Here is a 16,925-nt window from a genome sequence, read left to right as displayed (position 1 = left end):
AAAAAACGCGTTATTCTAAGCATATTAGCGAGCCCCGTCGCTTTCTTACCTGTGAGGCGTAACGTCTAAGCTAGCGCCTAAATTAGGTGCTACTCTTTGTTTTAATCCCAGCTTCAATCTGCAGTTTTAAGTGCGATAACGATAGGATTAACGAAAACCTAAGCAGAAATTTCACAAAACCTTCTCCCATACTTACGAAAAACCATCTTTACTGGTAAGGTTATCCGTACACGCCTTCCGCGGTGACCATTACTTGGTAACCCCGTTTAACGCAACGTAAAGAGAAGTGGCAGATGAAAATAAGAAGTAAGCTGATAACTGCATTTTTAGTCGCTGTAACCGTCCCTATCATTGTTTTAGTTGTAACAACGACAGTGCAAACCTTTACACAATCTCGCAATTACTTTGTCAATAGTGCATCCCAAGAAATAAAACAAATAGATAATGCGTTTGAATTGTTTTTTGAAGGAATGAAAGAGCACGTTCGCTACCTTTCTGACGACGTGAGAGTAAAGTCAGCGGCAAATACCTCAATTACCAACTACATAAACCGCTCTGCAGACATGACCCCCCTGAGTAACGGGGATATAGAAAGAAACATTTATGAGTTTCACGGTCAGTTTCGAGAAAAGCATCCCAATTTACTGAATGTCTACATGGGAACAGAGACGGGGGGCTTTATTCAATATCCTGCTGAACCTATGACCAATTACGACCCTCGCAAGCGGCCTTGGTACGAGCAGGCAAAGCAAGCGGGGGGTGAGGCGATTATTACCTCACCTTATCAAGGGGTGTCTGGCGGACCGATGATTTCCATTGCCACCACAATAGAGTCTGACAGCGGCAGTGTAATAGGCGTGCAGTCTATTGACGTGACCTTAGATACACTAACGCGACTGGTTAACGATGTTAAAATTGGCGAGTCGGGATACGTTATCTTAGTTGACGATAATGGTGTGGTACTGGCTGACCCACGCAATAAGAGCAATAACTTTAAAAACGTGAGTGAGTTGCAAAATTTAGCCATGTACAAAGCGTTGCAAACACAAAGAGACAATACGTTTTCTGTGGATACCAAAGAGGGTGAGGTGACGGTTACCAAATACAGCTCTCCTAATTTGAAGTGGCAGTTTATTGGGGTAATTGAAAGTTCAGATATTGAAGCACCGGCAAGAAACATTGTGACCACCATGATGATTGTACTTGTTGTAATGCTAGTGCTGTGCAGTGTGCTTGGTGTGCTGCTCGCCGATAAAATTGTTGCGCCTATTTTGCATATTAGTCGAAGCTTAAAAGAAATCGCTGACGGAAAAGGAGATTTAACCCAGCGTTTAGACGTTAAAACACGGGATGAAATTGGTGAGCTTGCTAATTACTTTAATCAGTTTATGAACTCTATCGGCGATTTGATCAGTCAAATAAAGGCCCAAGCACAAACGCTGCACAGTTCGTCTCAAGACTTTAAAGCAGTAGCTGAGTCGCTCAATCAAGCAAGTGAAAAACAGGAACAATCAATAGAGCACACTGCTACTGCCACCAATCAAATGGCCGCGGCAGCGCAAGAAGTAGCCAGAAGCTGTATATCAACTCAGGATGCGACAGAGCAAACTGATAATGCAAGTCAAAACGGCCGCTCTATCATTAAAAATACAGTGGTTCAGGTTGAGCAATTGATGACATTGATGCGTGATGCATCATCGGCTACTGATGAGCTTGAAAACGAAAGTGGCAATATCAATAAAATTCTTAATGTCATTCGAGATATTGCTGAACAAACAAATTTATTAGCACTAAACGCCGCCATAGAGTCCGCCAGAGCCGGTGAGCAGGGTAGAGGGTTTGCCGTGGTCGCCGATGAGGTTAGAACCCTTGCAAAACGTTCACACGGTGCAACAGAAGAAATTGATAGCATGCTCAACAAGCTTGTAGAGCGCACGCGATTTGTATCAGCGAAAATGACGACAAGTCTTGAACAATCAGAGCAGGCTACCACGCAGTCAAATGAGGCAAGCGAAACCTTTGAGAAAATTGGGCTGCTAGTGCAGCAAATTATGAATCAAATCACGCAAATTGCCACAGCTGCTGAACAGCAATATCAAGTGTCAGAAGAGATAAGTAAAAACATTGTAGGAATGCAGGCTTCAACCTCAGAGGTAAGCAAGGCGTCGCAGGGCTTATCGAACAACGCTGAAAACTTGCTGTCGTTATCTGATGATCTTAACGACCTCGTCGGACAGTTTAAGCTGTAGGGTGGGTACGCTAAAAAGCGATAGATATATATAACTATAATCAATCGTTTATGTGTGCCTTTTGCATTGCATCACGGGATGTTCAGCGTTTACTCTATGTTAATAATTTGTAATAACATAGAGTAAGCGAGAGTCTTATGAATTTTGCAGAATTTGCCGCTTCAAGAAAGAGTGTCCGCGGCTTCACAAAGCAGCCTGTGTCAAAAGCAACCGTAGATTCTATTATCAACGCGGCTAAGTGGGCGCCTTCTTCTTACAACACACAAACGTGGAAGATACACGCTGTTACTGGCGATGTTTTAGATAAAATACGCGAAGGTAATACAGAGAATACACTTGCAGGAAAGCCCCATAAGCGGGATTTTCCTTATAAGGAAGACTACGAGGGTATTCACCGCCAGCGACAAATCGATGTCGCCGTTCAGCTGTTTGACGTCATGGGCATAACTCGCGAAGACAAAGAAAAGCGAATGGACTGGATGATGCGCGGTTTTCGTCAATTCGATGCACCTGTATCCTTAGTGCTGACTTACGACAAAACGCTTGAGCCTGCAGGAATTACTCAGTTCGGCTTAGGCTCTTTAGCCTACGGTATTGTATTGGCCGCGTGGGACTTAGGCTTGGGGTGCGTGATTAACGGACAGGGCATTATGCAGTCTGACGTGGTGCACAAGCACGCCAATATCCCAGACAATGAAGCCATTATGATCTGTATAGCGCTTGGCTATCCAGACCCTGATTTTCCTGCTAACTCTGTTCGCTCTACCCGCGCAGACAACGCAGATTTTGTGACCTACCACGGTTTTGAGTAAGCACTAAACAGCTAAGCAGCTAAACAAAAGCTACTCGTTTTCATCTACTCAACTTTTTCCTGCCGCATGATCATCACAATGATGATAGTGAGTAACAATGCGGTAGGTACTCCCACCATTAAAAACTGCTGTTGACGCACGAAGTACCACGCCAAAGATATTAAAGACACAATTACTACAGCGGCAAAGCCTAGTTTAAAGAATTTCATAATACTTTCCTGATTTTAATTAATAAATGTGTACGAAAATACAGCCTAAACATAGTTCTTATTAATGTTTTTTAATATTAGCAGAAATCGGAGTGATGTTCTGATCCCAAAAGTTGTTAATCAATTACCTAATGTTACGTTAAGTAATTGTTAAAATGCTCAGCGTCAACCTAAACTCAGTGATGAATGTGAGAGAAAAATAATGAAGATAAACTTTAGCTCCATCTCAGATATGTGTAAAAACGTGGGTAAACTCGGAATGAAAGGCAAAATGCTCGCCACAGGCGGTTTATTGCTTTTAACTCCAACGATGGCCCACGCGGCCGCCAACCTTGAGCCTGATGATTTCGTTGGAATTTCATTCTGGCTAATTTCCATGGCACTTATGGCTTCAACCGTGTTTTTCCTATGGGAAACGCAAGCCGTAACGGCAAAATGGAAAACATCCTTAACCGTGTCGGCGCTAGTTACGTTTATCGCCGCAGTGCACTACTTCTACATGCGCGACGTGTGGGTAGCAACGGGTGAAACACCAACAGTGTATCGTTACATAGATTGGCTTCTAACAGTGCCACTGCTAATGATTGAATTCTACTTAATATTACGTGCGATTGGCGTAGCAACAGCGGGCATATTCTGGCGTCTGCTTATCGGTACATTGGTCATGCTAATTCCTGGGTATCTTGGCGAAGCAGGATATATGGACCTTACGCTTGGCTTCGTAATTGGTATGCTTGGTTGGTTCTACATTTTGTACGAAGTATTCCTTGGTGAGGCGGGTAAAGCAGCAGAAGCCCATGCAAGTGATGCAGTAAAATATGCATATGGCGCAATGCGTTGGGTTGTAACTATCGGTTGGGCAATTTATCCAATTGGCTATGTAATGGGTTACCTAGTGGGTGCTGCAGATGCAGATTCGCTTAACATTATCTATAACTTAGCAGACGTAGTTAACAAAATTGCATTTGGCCTCTTGATTTGGTTCGCCGCAACGAATGAAAGCGACGGCAAACTAAAAAACTAAGAGAATAGGCAGCAGTTAACTAACTGCTGCTTTGCGTTATGCACGCTTGCGTTGCAAAGCAGCGCAAGCGTTATTGCCAAGGGTGTGAAAATGAACAAAAGCAAAACTAAAAGCACCAGTAAAAACAGCCTACAGGTAATGGAGTTATTAGAAAAAGAGCTCTTTTCATCTGTATCAGAAAATTCAGCTGCGTGTTACCACCTCCAAAGCGGAGGTTCGCGAACACGAGCTAAACTTTGCCTTCAAGCTTGCGAGGCATTGTCACTTAACGAGCAGACTGCTTTAACGCTAGCTAGCTGTGTAGAGCTATTACACAATGCTTCGCTAGTTCATGACGACTTGCAAGACAACGACGCACAGCGACGTGGTCGAGCGTCTGTCTGGAGCCGGTTTGGAAAAGACATCGCGCTGTGCGCGGGAGACTTATTGCTGTCAAAAGCCTATGGCGCTTTGAGCGATATTGAAGACGTTGCAAAACTTCCTGCTTTAATTCGCTGTGTAAGCAACAATGTTTCCAAAACTATCGAAGGTCAGTGCAAGGATATCCATCAACAGGTTAAATCACTTGTCGACTTTGAAATTATCGCAGCAGAGAAATCCGGGCCTCTTCTTCAGCTATCTCTAGCGCTACCGCTCATTGCAGCTAATTATGAAAGCGCAGTCGACAAAGCCAGTGAAGCCATTCGCCAGTTTGCAATAGCCTATCAAATCGCTGATGACATGGATGATTGGCAAGCAGACTTAGCCAATGGTCAGCTCAATGTGGTTAATTTATTGGCCAGAGAGTCGGATCACGACCAAGCCATTGAACTGGCTAGAACGCGAGCGCAGTATTTACTTAAACGTTGCGAACTTGAATTGAAAGAATTACCCGCTAATTGTGGCGAGTCTGCGATAAAAGCGTGTCAGCTTTTGTTTAAGACAGTGTGTAGGAGCCAAAATGAATAAAGCAGTAGTCATTGGAGCCGGGTTTGGCGGCATTGCATCGGCCTTGCGTATGAAAGCAAAAGGTTACGATGTTACCTTAGTCGACCGCCAGAACGAATTGGGCGGGCGAGCACGGGTGTTTCGTCGCAACGGCTTTGTTTTTGATGCGGGACCTACCGTCATTACTGCACCCTTTTTATTCGAAGAGCTATTCGAACTATTTGGGAAGAAAATTGAAGACTACATAGACATTGTGCCTGTAGAGCCTTGGTATAAATTTGCGTACCCCGATGGCGATACGTTTAACTACGGCGGCACACTTGAAGATACGTTGGAAGAAATTAGGCGTATTTGCCCAGAAGATGAAAACGGCTACCTCGAACTATTAAAAGAATCAGAAGCTATCTTTGATATTGGTTTTAGCCAATTGGCAGATAAACCTTTCCATACACTTTCTAGCATGGTCTCTCAAATTCCTAATCTCGCCAAGCTTCGTTGTTACCGCAACGTGTGGCAACTAGTGTGCGAACACTTAAAAAGTGAAAAGCTACGCCAAGCCTTTTCGATTCAGCCTTTGCTGGTTGGTGGCAACCCATTTGACACTACCTGTATTTATAACCTAATTCATTTCTTAGAGAGAAAGTGGGCAATTCATTTTGCTATGGGTGGCACCGGCGCGTTAGTTCAGGCGCTAGGCAAGCTGATGGAAGAGGAAGGCATTAACATTCAGCTAAACACCACTATAACGGGTATCGAAACTGAAAATAAGAAAGCCACAAAAGTGCACTGCGAATCGGGTGCTATTGATTGCGACACCCTAGTGTCAAATATCGACCCGAAATACCTTTATTCAAATCTGATTAAAAAAGAAGACCAAAAGCTGTCAGCTCGGATAAAAACCAAGCATGCCAAGCTCTCCATGGGACTGTACGTTTTGTATTTTGGTACCACCAAAAAATTTGAAGACATAGCTCACCACACCATTTGGTTAGGCAAGCGCTACGAGCCACTTTTAGATGATATTTTTAATAAGAAGGTGTTAGCAGACGATTTTTCCCTATATCTACATCGCCCAACAGCCACAGACCCTAGTATGGCGCCTGAAGGTTGCGATAGCTTTTATGTATTATCTCCCGTTCCCAACTTGTCATCTGGAACACAATGGGAAGACATTCGTGAAGAGTATGCAGAGAAAATAATAAAGGCTCTCGAATCATCTATCATGCCAGGTCTTAGCGACTGTGTTGTTGAACAATTTGACATGACACCAAAAGAATTTTCCGAAGAGTATTTAAGTGTAGAGGGAGCAGGTTTTTCAATTGCTCCCACCCTTACTCAATCGGCGTGGTTTAGATTTCACAATAAATCAGAAGGAATAGAAAACCTCTACCTGTGTGGTGCAGGAACCCATCCTGGGGCTGGGTTACCCGGCGTACTTTCCTCTGCAAAAGTGGTAGAAAGCTTAATTCCTAGCGTGGTGCCTAATAAAACCCATGAAACGGCATCAACAACAGCAGCAGAGGTTAAATCTGTATCCGTTGCACATTCAACGAATTGCAATGTTACCCAATCAAGTTTATCCGCATCTCCCGAATTACAGGGTGGGGGCGTGAATGCAAAATGAAGAGGTGGCATTAGCAACACTCGCTAAACATGGTAAGTCTTTTCGTTTTGCAGGATATTTTTTGCCTGAAAAAAGACTTAATCAGGCCGCCCGTCTTTACGCATTTTGTCGCTGGATTGATGATATAGCGGATGAAAGTAGCGACAAACAGCTCGCCAAGGCAGAGCTAGAAACTATTCAGCGCGCTATTGAGACTGGCACCGAATTATGTGCAAACACGGCAGATTTTTTGTCATTGCAGCGTGAGCTCGGCTTTTCTTCGACACTTCCCATACAGCTTATAGAGGGAGTGAAGCAAGATTTATACACCGTTGATTTTAAAACGCAGGATGACCTTATCAGGTATGCCTACCGAGTAGCAGGCGTCGTAGGGCTAATGATGTGTCCCATTTTAGGCGCGAAAGAGAAAGGGCTGCCTTATGCCACCAACCTCGGCATTGGCATGCAGCTCACCAATATAACAAGAGACGTTTTTGAAGATGCGCAGATGGGAAGACGATATATTCCCGGAAGCTGGTGCGATGTGTCTGCTCAAGATATTGTGGGAAATTCCGTTACAACGCAGCAAAAAGTCATAGATGCTACAAAGCGGTTACTGGCATTGAGTGAGTGTTACTATAATAGTGGTTGGCAAGGATTAAGGTACTTACCTAAAAATAGCAGAAATGCCATTGCCATCGCTGCTTCAGTGTACCGCGAGATAGGCATAAAACTAGCGGCACGTCACAAATATGCATATTGGGAAGGAAGAACGCGGGTAGGGTTACCCAAGAAAATACTGATCGCCTCTTCTGTCATGGTGAGAGGTGGCTACCCTGTATTTGCTGAAAAGCGTGCTCCAAGTATTGATGTGCTTCACGCCTCCATTACCGACCTGCAGCCCGTTAGCATAATTAATGACTAGTAATAACGTAGACATTATTATCCGAGGGGCAGGGTTGTCAGGCATATCCCTACTATTAGCGTTAATAGAACAAGGCTACTCAGGAAGCGTATTAGTCGTTGAAAAGCGCGCTGAACCCGAAACTCAAAAAACCTGGTGTTTCTGGGGAGAGGAAAATATTTCATCCTCCCTACATCACTTAATCAAACGCCACTGGTTTTCATGGTCATTCTCAGGTGACGGTCAAGAATATCACCACTGTACACAATCAAGTGAACACGCTTACTGCTGCTTACAGGCTGAAGATTTTTATCAATACGCCTTTGAAAAGCTCAAAGGCCTGCCCACTATAGAATGGCTGTGGAATACCGATAGTGAGTTGATTGATACTGTCGATGCCAATGCCAATGCCAATGCCAATGCCAATGCCAATGCCAATAATGTTGAGCTAGCGCTGAAAGGCCGGCGGGTTTCAGCGTCCTTTGGGTTTGATAGTGCGTGTGGCATTTCTCTGCCAGAGGGTAATACTATCAATCAGTATTTTGTTGGTGCGTGGGTGAAAACGTCCCCTCAGTCGTTTAACGCAAAAAAGGTCGCACTGATGTCAAACATGACCGCTGATGAAAGCTGTTTTGAGTTCACCTATATTTTACCCTTCAATTCAGACTATGCACTTATTGAGCTAACTCGCTTTTCAATGCGCTATGAATCTCTTGCAGATATGCAGTCTGCCTGTGAGGATATAGTCAATAGCGGCGATTATGGCAATGATGTGGTTATTGAAAAGTGGGAAAAGGGGGTGCTGCCGATGGATACACGAATAGCACCAGTCAAGGAAGGCAACTGGAATTGTATTGGTGCGCGTGGCAGTATGATTAGGGCGTCGTCTGGGTACGCTTTTTTAACCATTCAGCGCTGGGCGCAAAAAACAGCCCAAAGCCTCTGCAGTGAAAATAAATTATCTCTAGCTAAGCCCATATCGCCGATATACTCTGCGTTAGACTCTTTGTTTTTGAAGGTAATGAGAAAAAACATGGCGCTATCTCCAACACTCTTTAGCTCAATGGCTAAAAATGTGAATGCTGTTGTGTTTGCCCGCTTTATGACAGAGAAGGCTACTTTTTCAGACGTTCTGTCTATCATCAAGGCTATGCCGATTAGACCGTTCGTCAAAGCGCTTTTTACCCCTGAGCACTAATGAATACCCTTCGGCTTTTTAATTATTTTACGATTTCAAGTATCGTGCTTTGTATAGCCTGGTACGCAGCCTTTCCCATTTCAAATGACGGGATAGGCATAGCGGCTCTTATTGTTATTTTCATCATGGGAATGCCTCATGGTGCACTAGATATCCTTATGCTCAAGTCTTTAAGCAGGCAAGACATGGGAAAATCTCGTTTCAGCTATGCCGTAAAGCTCGGCATACTTGTTTGCGTGTATACCGCATTAGTGGTGATGGCGTTTTTTGCATGGATGCTGTTGCCAACAGTGTGCCTCTTAGTTTTTTTAACTATTGGAGTTGCCCACTTCAGGCACGACTGGCAGCAAACCCGTTCGACACCCGCATGGTGTCTCAGTGCCGTGGTGGTGACAGCCCCATCGTTAGTGTATTCACGGCGTCTTGAAGATGTTTTTGAATGGCTTTTTTTACCCGCATACCATGCGTCCATCATCGCCTTAGGCATGCAGGTAATAGCAGTACTGTGCTTTGCAATTGTATTGGCTTATTGGTTAAAAGATAGTATCGAAACGCCAGCTGTGAAGAACATGATTATTGTCGTGATAAGCGCGTGCGTGCTGCCTCCCCTTGTCTTTTTTACGCTGTACTTTTGTATTGTTCACTCTGTTTACCACACAGTGTTAGTGCAAAAAACAATGCAGGTGAATTTCAAAAGTCTGGCTGTTGCTACGCTCGTTCCTATGCTTGGTACTGTCGCTATTTTCAGCGCGGGCTACTGGTATTTTATCGAAACAGAGGCATTAAGTGTGTACTACCCGCTTATCTTTATCGGGCTGTTTGCAGTAACGTGCCCCCATGTGTTGCTTACACACTTTAGTAATCACAATAATTAGGAACCAGGAACCAGGAACCAGGAACCAGGAACCAGGAACCAGGAACCAGGAGCCAGGAACCAGGAATCAGGAACAACTCATTAAGCATCATGCGTTGGCTTTTGTTCTCTGGCACTTACGAAGCGCTGCAGTAAATCTGCAAACCAAGCAGTATAGCTATGTGGGTTTTGTGATAACTCAGCCTTAATGTCTTGTTCGCTTACCCAGCGAGTGGCACTGATTTCATCAGGGTTAGGTGATAGAGCGACGTCGTCGTCATTGCAATACTGAACGAAAATATGGTCGTACTCGTGCTCAGTAAGCCCGTTATCCAATGACGCTTTGTACGTCATTGCGCCAACGTATTCAGGGTTAGGTAAATGGGTAACACCTAGCTCTTCAAAAACGCGACGTTTTACCGCACTATCAAGCCTTTCTCCTTCTCTGGGGTGTGAACAGCAAGCATTACTCCATTTGCCACCGCTGTGGTATTTATCACTGGCTCTTTGTTGTAGTAAGTGTTCAAAGCCGTGTTCGGTTTTTCTTACTAGCATCAGTGAAAAGGCAAGGTGAAGAAGACCGTGTTGATGAGCCTGCAGTTTCTCGCATGTACCCACCATATTGCCCATCGAATTGACTAACACTACTGACTCATTCATAACCATACTCATTTATAACAATACTGATTGATAAGTATTTGCCCAATAATTATTGATGTATACGCGTGGAGGACAATATGGTTTTACGTTAGTTGAAGTAAGGCGGCATGAAGCGCTGCTTTGCAATAACAGTGATTTTTCTACCGCTTAAATTCAAATTATGAGCGAAGAGATAAAGGCGCTTTATTGATCGGTGTGATGCTTCTTTTTCATCAGGCCTTACGTTGTGAAGCCTTAATTTGTGAAGCTGTGGGTTATCAGGAATTAAGCAACACGTCGAATTCATGTTTTGGTATGGGCTTGCTCCAAAGGTATCCCTGTCCAATATCGCAACCAAGCTCAACTAGCTTAGCTTTTGCTGCTTCGTTTTCCACGCCCTCTGCCACAACTTGCATGTCTAAGCTCTTTGCCATATTAATGATGGCAGACACTAAGGTTTCGTGTTTTTGATCTATGCCAAGAGTAGTGATAAAAATCTTATCAATTTTTAATTTTCCGGCGTTAAACGCTCGCAGGTAATTTAAGTTGGAATAGCCTGTACCAAAGTCATCAATAGAAAATTGAACGCCAAGCTGTTTAATGTGTTCCAGCTGCTTTCTAATGTTCCCGTGATCGTCTGCTAGTATGCTTTCTGTTAGTTCAAGCTCAAGAGATACAGCAGGCAAGCCACTTTTTTGCAATGCTGATTTAACAATACCGGGCAGTGAATTATCTCTGAACTGTGAAAAAGAAAGATTTACCGCCACGGATAAGTATTTGTTGCCAATACTGTGTTGGTACGCACAATATTCACAGGCCTCTGTGAGCACAAACGCGCCTAGTTGATTAATGAGTCCGCTGCTTTCGGCAACGGGAATAAATTGGTCGGGGAAAATAAGACTGCCGTCTTCTTGTGGCCATCTTACCAAGGCTTCCATAGCGCACACTTTTCCCGTTTCGAGCGCAATTAACGGTTGGTAGTACACCGCTAGTTTATTATGTAATACAGCAGGGCGTAATTGCTGCAGTAAGTTAAACAGCACGTCACTGCGCTCATCGAGTGCGGCATTGTAATACTCAAACCGGTTTCGTCCTTTGCGTTTCGACTCATACATGGCCACATCGGCTTTACGGCAAAGCTGCTTAAACGTCGTTCCATCATCTGGTGCGCAGGCTATTCCTATTGACGCAGAAACTACTATTTTGGCTTCTAATACTTCAAATTCAGTGCTGCACCACGCAATTAGGTTTGTGCAAAGCGCATCGACTTGATTTTTATCGGTTATGCCGGCTGCCAGCACAATGAACTCATCACCCCCAAAACGAATGAGGCACTGATCACCGTTTAAATGCTGACTAATGGTTTGCGCAATGTTTTGTAAAAACTTATCACCTGCAGCGTGGCCTAATGCATCATTAATAGGCTTGAAGTTATCTAAATCAATAAACAGTAGTGCCAATTTAGTTTGGGATGGATTGTTTCTTTTCAGCATGGTCGAAAAAAGGCGCTCACCATATAAGCGATTGGGTAAATCTGTAAGGGGGTCGTGCAGTGCAAGATGCTGTACCTGAAGCCGGCTCTCCTCTGCTTTTGTGTTTTCTATTTGTAGTGACTGCAGCAGATTCCTGATGTCTTGTACCAAGATGTACACGCAGAAACCAGTAAATATAAAAAGAATCATGATAAATATGACATGGGACCACGTCACTGACGGGGCGTGGGGAACCACCACGCCTTCAATAGCCAACCAAGCCAGCAACACACACTGCAATAGCACTGAAGTCAGCGTGGTTAAAAATAGACGTCTATCGCCAAGGATGGCAGAAAAGATGATCACGCTTGGGTAGCCCAGCATGGCCAGGTCGAATACACCAGCGCCAGTTATCGACAATAGGAGCAGCATAAGCGAGATTGATATTAAGAATAGGTAGTTACATAGGTTCGAATACCGCCAAACCGACAAACAGGTAGTAGCCACAAGAGAAAGCAGACCGAATGAAAAAATATAAACTGCAAGCCCACGGGCAAAGAGAAGGGCGATAAATAAACTTACGCTCGCGATAACGCAGGTTTGCACCAACCTTTGTTGTTTCACAAGTATCATCTTACCGCTTGATGTTACTGAAGAGGGCTCTACTTTTCTATCCAACATGATGATAGTCCTAACCCATATATTGATTAATACAGTAACGGTTAGGGGGCAAAAATCAAGAAAGTAATACGACCAAAACAGATTATGAGGATTCTGTTGCTAGTATGGGTTGCAGAAGAAAAGAAAAAAGGAAGAGCAAAAATTAAAAAAATGAAGGATAGGCGGGTTAAAATGAGCATAAACTCGCGCTAATAAGCAGACTCATTTGTTCTACTTATTAGCGCGGTATTGATGCCTACTAGCTTAGGCGTATGCGCTATTTGTAATAGCGCTATTTGTAATAGTGCTGCAGCGTAATTAGCCTACAACTAGGGGCTTGAGCGTTAGGCAGCCAGCGTGAGAATTTCTCTTGCCTTTACTAGGTCAATATCGCCGTGCTCACCAAGCGCAGTTAGGCCGTTGCGCTCTAGGTTATCAACTAATCCATCAATGGCTGTTTTATCGATATCATAATCAGATAAGCGAGTTTTGACCTGCATTGTTTCAAAGAAATCTTGAACGGCTTTAATGGTCAAATCTATGGCCTTTTCTTCATTGTGTTCTGAAATATTAAATACGCGCTCACCAAGCTGCAAAATCTTCTCTTTCTTGCTGTCACGTTGCACATACATCAGCGAAGGCAATACGATAGCTAGCGTTACCGCATGGTCTAAACCGTGAAGTGCCGTCAATTCGTGGCCAATCATATGAGTGCCCCAATCTTGTGGAACGCCTTTGCCAATAAGACCATTCAACGCCATTGTCGCTGACCACATTACGTTTGCTCTTACGTCGTAATCAGTAGGTGTTGCTAGTGACTTAGGACCTTCTTCAATAAGCGTTTGCAAAATGCCTTCTGCAAACCTGTCTTGTAACGGCGCGTTAACTGAGTAGGTGAGGTACTGCTCAATAACGTGCACAAAGGCGTCTACCACACCATTTGATACCTGTCGCATCGGCAGCGAATAGGTAAATTCAGGGTCGAGTACTGCAAACACCGGCTGTACAGATTCAGATGAAAACGCGCGCTTTTGTGAGGTTTCTTTACGGTTTACCACTGAATTACCATTACTTTCTGAGCCAGTTGCAGGCAGTGTAAGAACGGCACCGATAGGTAATGGATTTTCAAACGGTGCTTCTTTAATTAAGATATCCCATGGGTCGCCAGCAAAGTTGACTGCAGCAGCGACAAATTTTGCACCGTCGATAACACTTCCGCCACCCACAGCGAGGATAAAGTTAACCTTGTTGTCACGAGCCACTTCAACGGCTTTCATCAGCGTCGAAAATTCCGGGTTTGGCTCAACACCGTGAAATTCTACAACCTCGGCATCGCCAAGTGCTTCTACGGTTTTATCGTAAATGCCGTTTTTTTTAATCGAGCCACCACCGTAAAGAAATAGCACCTTTGCATTGTGTGGTAAACGAGAGGCTACTTCACTGAGTTGGCCCTTTCCAAAAAGCACTTCTGTTTGATTTTTAAATGTAAAATTAAGCATAGTCAGTTTTTCGTCCTTATTAGTCTTGTTCATTCAGTTGGTTAATAAGCTTTTCAGCGAGTAGTTTGTCTGAAAAAGGGTTTTGTCCCGTAATTAGCTCGCGATCTACAACTACATGAGGGGCCCACATTTCTTCGTATCTCATGTCGCCGCCAGCAGTGCTCATAGCATCGGAAGGATAGTAAAGTAAGCCTGCATCGGTAAGGGTGCTCTCAAAGTACTCTTCTTCGCCTTGTGAGAAAATCGTCATTTCATAACCCGCGTAAATCCAGTCGTCAGCCTCTGCATCGGCTTGGCTTTTAAGCGATGAATTAAACGCTTCAGGGTTGTTTTGTGCTGATAAAAGCGCGATAGGGCCATGGCATATTGCCGCGGTGGGCTTTTCTGCACTGTGAAAATAGCTCAAAATTTTACCCACTTCAGGGTTGTTGGCTAAGTCGATAAGTGGGGCATGGCCGCCAGGAATAAACACGCCCTTGTAGTTGTTTAAACCTGCATCGATGACTTCTGAAAGCGATAGGGTATCGTCAATGCCATCAATAGAGGCAACAAAGCGTTGTATTTGCTCCATGTAAGCACTGTCACCGCCAAAATACTGTGGGATCACCGATTTACTGTCTACGGCGGGCGCATTGCCTTTCGGCGTAGCTAACACTAGAGTGTAACCGGCGTCGACCAATGCTTTTGCGGGTACGCCAAACTCATTTAAATAATAACCCGTCGGCTCAGTTTTACCTTCTGTAAGCTGCATTCTATCTTCGCTTGATAGCAGTACCAGTACCTCGCCTTTGGTATCAGTCTGACTCTCATGACCTTCACCGCTTCCACTTTCGTGCCCATGACTGAAAGCGCTCAGTGATAGCGATGATGATGAGATAAGTAATAATATCGGTAGTGTCTTGTTCACAAAAAATCCTTATTAATTTAAGCCAAATGCTTCGATGGGCTGCATCTTACGGAGGTTTAATTGGCACGAGAAGTCAGATAAGTTAGTATCAGCCATCAATAATCTGATGGGTCGGTCGATGTCATATCTTACGCAGTTAAAAACCTTTGTTGAAGTGTATCGCAGTGGCAACATTACTCGGGCCGCATCAAGGCTGCATATGTCACAGCCTGCAGTTACATCGCATATCCAAGCAATGGAGTCCATTGTGGGGAAGGAGCTGTTTATTCGAAAAGCGAGAGGCGTTGAGCCAACCCCAATTGCCGATGATCTGGCGCTTCAAGTATCTAGTCACATCGACATTCTTGAGCAAAAAGTGGCGTCAATTCGAAGTCGAGCTTCAACAGACCACGGTACACTGCACCTTGCTGGGCCCGCTGAGTACCTCAGCTCTGTGGCGGGGCCAACACTTGCCAATCTGCTGCAGGCCGATAGAGTCAACCTGGTTGTCCATACCGGCAATAAAACAGATATTTATGGCCTGTTAAAAAACGACGTGGCTGAACTTGCTATTACTGGGTCAGAGCCAGAATCAACTATGTATGAATATCAAAAACTGGACAAAGAGCGACTCATCCTTGTTATGAATCGAGTTCAGGGCAAGTTGATAGGAGAGCGGGAGGTGACAGCTTCTCTATTAAATACGCATAAAGTGGTCGCTTATGATGAACAACTTCCGCTTATTCGCCGCTACTTTGCTGATGTGTTTAATGCCAAATGCGACTCGCCCGTGGCAGCCATCTGCCCAGATATAAGAGCCATCGCGTCTATAGTTACGTCGGGGGTTGGTTATTCAGTGTTGCCCGATTACCTTTGCAAGCAAGGCATAAGGCAGGGAGAGCTTATTCAGCTGGGCAAGCCTGGTCCAGAGAATGATTTATACTTAGTATGGAAAAAGGGCGCGCTTTCTAATCCCAGAGTAGATTTTGCTAAGGATGTTATCACTGCGTTTACTAACTTAAATTACCTTGCCGAATATCCAAGCTAGTACGAGGGTGAAAGAATCAAATCGCAGTACAGGGGGAACCGTACTGCGCATTTCTTTTAAACTGAACCGGCGAGTTAATCGAACCAAACGCTAGAACGTGCCTACAATTTTTACTGAGCCATCAACTTTGCTCTCATCAATAAAGCCGATAGTGTTCGGGTTTGTAGCAACAAGCGTTAGCATTTCATTTTCGTTTGAAATCATTTCAGGTGGCGTTCCTCGACCCGTGAATACAAGTTTCGACCAAAAGGCTGAATATTGAGATTCAGATTTTCCAAGTACGTCTTTGTTAAATATATTTCGAAGTCCATTACCTGTTTCAAACGTAAGGGGGATAGCTCTGCTCCCATCAGGAAACGCTTTTGATTTACCAAGATAAATGCGCTTTACCATTTCAACGTCAATGCCGGAGGTATTGTTGGCATTAATGATGATAGCCGTGCCAGCAAATACAGGCATTGAAAGCAAAAGACACAGTGCGAAAATAAATTTCATGAAGGTTACCTTTAATCGTTGTAAATAAATCCGTTATAGGACGCTCATCATTCAGATTCTCTAAAACAGTTTAGCCAATAAAGGAAAGAAACAGTGAGTCGTGTTTACGTCTGTTAAAGTATAGCTGAAAATAACACCATGCTGCGATTGTACAATGGTAGCAAAACGCAGAATGAGTATTAGCGAGGTATTGATGGCAAAACCCCGAAAAAAAGCCCCGGAAAAAACCGTTCAGATTTATTGTGCTAAGTGTAAAACCTTACTCTATAAATATAAAAAAGGTGGTAAAGGGGCGTTGGTTAAGTGTTTCAAAGAGCGAATAGTTGAAGACTTCACAAAAGAAGAGGGCATATGCCCTAACTGCGAACAACAATTTGCACGGGATTCATTAATTCGAGGAACCCCCTCTCTAAAAATGATTGGCGGTAAGGTGAATATGAAGTAAAT

At 44.0% G+C, this 16,925-nt stretch carries 16 protein-coding genes; 10 read left to right on the top strand and 6 right to left on the bottom strand.

Annotated elements, in window-relative coordinates; genetic code table 11:
- Positions 1-293 precede the first annotated feature (293 nt).
- Together GTQ48_RS11050 and GTQ48_RS11045 are read left to right on the top strand one after the other, a co-directional pair.
- Positions 294-2,249, top strand: a complete 1,956-nt coding sequence (locus tag GTQ48_RS11050; protein WP_163106749.1) for a methyl-accepting chemotaxis protein — start codon at positions 294-296, stop codon at positions 2,247-2,249.
- Between the two features lie 137 nt (positions 2,250-2,386).
- Entirely contained in the window at positions 2,387-3,061 is a 675-nt protein-coding gene (locus GTQ48_RS11045; protein WP_163106748.1) for a nitroreductase, read from the top strand.
- A gap of 44 nt (positions 3,062-3,105) precedes the next feature.
- Here GTQ48_RS11045 and GTQ48_RS11040 read toward each other — a convergent pair whose 3' ends face one another.
- Positions 3,106-3,270 (bottom strand): hypothetical protein, encoded by a 165-nt coding sequence (locus tag GTQ48_RS11040; RefSeq protein ID WP_163106747.1) that lies wholly within the window; start codon positions 3,268-3,270, stop codon positions 3,106-3,108.
- Between the two features lie 202 nt (positions 3,271-3,472).
- Between GTQ48_RS11040 and GTQ48_RS11035 the strand changes: the two genes are divergently transcribed.
- The 6 genes from GTQ48_RS11035 (at position 3,473) to GTQ48_RS11010 (ending at position 9,801) form a co-directional block, all read left to right on the top strand.
- Positions 3,473-4,294, top strand: a complete 822-nt coding sequence (locus tag GTQ48_RS11035; protein ID WP_239060085.1) for a bacteriorhodopsin-like — start codon at positions 3,473-3,475, stop codon at positions 4,292-4,294.
- Positions 4,295-4,384: 90 nt separating this feature from the next.
- Positions 4,385-5,242: a polyprenyl synthetase family protein gene (locus GTQ48_RS11030; RefSeq protein ID WP_239060084.1), complete on the top strand. Its 858-nt coding sequence runs from the start codon at positions 4,385-4,387 to the stop codon at positions 5,240-5,242.
- Positions 5,235-6,845, top strand: a complete 1,611-nt coding sequence (gene crtI, locus GTQ48_RS11025; protein WP_163106746.1) for a phytoene desaturase family protein — start codon at positions 5,235-5,237, stop codon at positions 6,843-6,845. The genes GTQ48_RS11030 and crtI overlap by 8 nt, the downstream gene beginning before the upstream one ends.
- Entirely contained in the window at positions 6,835-7,749 is a 915-nt protein-coding gene (locus GTQ48_RS11020; RefSeq protein WP_163106745.1) for a phytoene/squalene synthase family protein, read from the top strand. The genes crtI and GTQ48_RS11020 overlap by 11 nt, the downstream gene beginning before the upstream one ends.
- The gene (locus tag GTQ48_RS11015) at positions 7,742-8,926 is read left to right on the top strand and encodes a lycopene cyclase family protein (RefSeq protein WP_163106744.1); all 1,185 of its coding nucleotides are present in this window, start codon (positions 7,742-7,744) and stop codon (positions 8,924-8,926) included. The genes GTQ48_RS11020 and GTQ48_RS11015 overlap by 8 nt, the downstream gene beginning before the upstream one ends.
- Positions 8,926-9,801, top strand: a complete 876-nt coding sequence (locus tag GTQ48_RS11010; RefSeq protein WP_163106743.1) for a Brp/Blh family beta-carotene 15,15'-dioxygenase — start codon at positions 8,926-8,928, stop codon at positions 9,799-9,801. Before GTQ48_RS11015 ends, GTQ48_RS11010 begins: the two co-directional genes overlap by 1 nt.
- Before the next feature lie 80 nt (positions 9,802-9,881).
- On the opposite strand, the gene idi is transcribed toward GTQ48_RS11010, so the two are convergent.
- The 4 genes from idi to GTQ48_RS10990 all read right to left on the bottom strand — a co-directional run bounded on the left by idi (position 9,882) and on the right by GTQ48_RS10990 (position 14,956).
- Entirely contained in the window at positions 9,882-10,439 is a 558-nt protein-coding gene (gene idi, locus GTQ48_RS11005) for an isopentenyl-diphosphate Delta-isomerase (RefSeq protein WP_163106742.1), read from the bottom strand.
- A 257-nt stretch (positions 10,440-10,696) separates the two neighbouring features.
- The gene (locus GTQ48_RS11000) at positions 10,697-12,571 is read right to left on the bottom strand and encodes a putative bifunctional diguanylate cyclase/phosphodiesterase (protein WP_163106741.1); all 1,875 of its coding nucleotides are present in this window, start codon (positions 12,569-12,571) and stop codon (positions 10,697-10,699) included.
- A gap of 323 nt (positions 12,572-12,894) precedes the next feature.
- On the bottom strand, positions 12,895-14,049 hold the full coding sequence (locus GTQ48_RS10995; protein ID WP_163106740.1) for an iron-containing alcohol dehydrogenase: 1,155 nt from the start codon (positions 14,047-14,049) through the stop codon (positions 12,895-12,897).
- Positions 14,050-14,068: 19 nt separating this feature from the next.
- Positions 14,069-14,956 carry a type 1 glutamine amidotransferase domain-containing protein gene (locus GTQ48_RS10990; RefSeq protein ID WP_287009199.1) on the bottom strand — a complete coding sequence of 296 codons (888 nt, stop codon included), beginning with the start codon at positions 14,954-14,956 and terminating at the stop codon, positions 14,069-14,071.
- Between the two features lie 118 nt (positions 14,957-15,074).
- Between GTQ48_RS10990 and GTQ48_RS10985 the strand changes: the two genes are divergently transcribed.
- Positions 15,075-15,983, top strand: coding sequence for a LysR family transcriptional regulator (locus GTQ48_RS10985; RefSeq protein ID WP_163106739.1), 909 nt, complete (start codon positions 15,075-15,077; stop codon positions 15,981-15,983).
- Between the two features lie 90 nt (positions 15,984-16,073).
- Here GTQ48_RS10985 and GTQ48_RS10980 read toward each other — a convergent pair whose 3' ends face one another.
- Positions 16,074-16,478 (bottom strand): type 2 periplasmic-binding domain-containing protein, encoded by a 405-nt coding sequence (locus tag GTQ48_RS10980; RefSeq protein ID WP_163106738.1) that lies wholly within the window; start codon positions 16,476-16,478, stop codon positions 16,074-16,076.
- Between the two features lie 193 nt (positions 16,479-16,671).
- Here GTQ48_RS10980 and GTQ48_RS10975 point away from each other — a divergent pair, with 193 nt between their 5' ends.
- Positions 16,672-16,923, top strand: coding sequence for a hypothetical protein (locus tag GTQ48_RS10975; RefSeq protein ID WP_163106737.1), 252 nt, complete (start codon positions 16,672-16,674; stop codon positions 16,921-16,923).
- The last annotated feature ends 2 nt before the right edge of the window (positions 16,924-16,925 follow it).

This window comes from Alteromonas genovensis (assembly GCF_010500895.1).
Taxonomy (GTDB): Bacteria; Pseudomonadota; Gammaproteobacteria; order Enterobacterales; family Alteromonadaceae; genus Alteromonas; species Alteromonas genovensis.
Note: the sequence above shows the minus strand (reverse complement) of the source record. Positions and strands in the feature narration are given on the sequence as shown.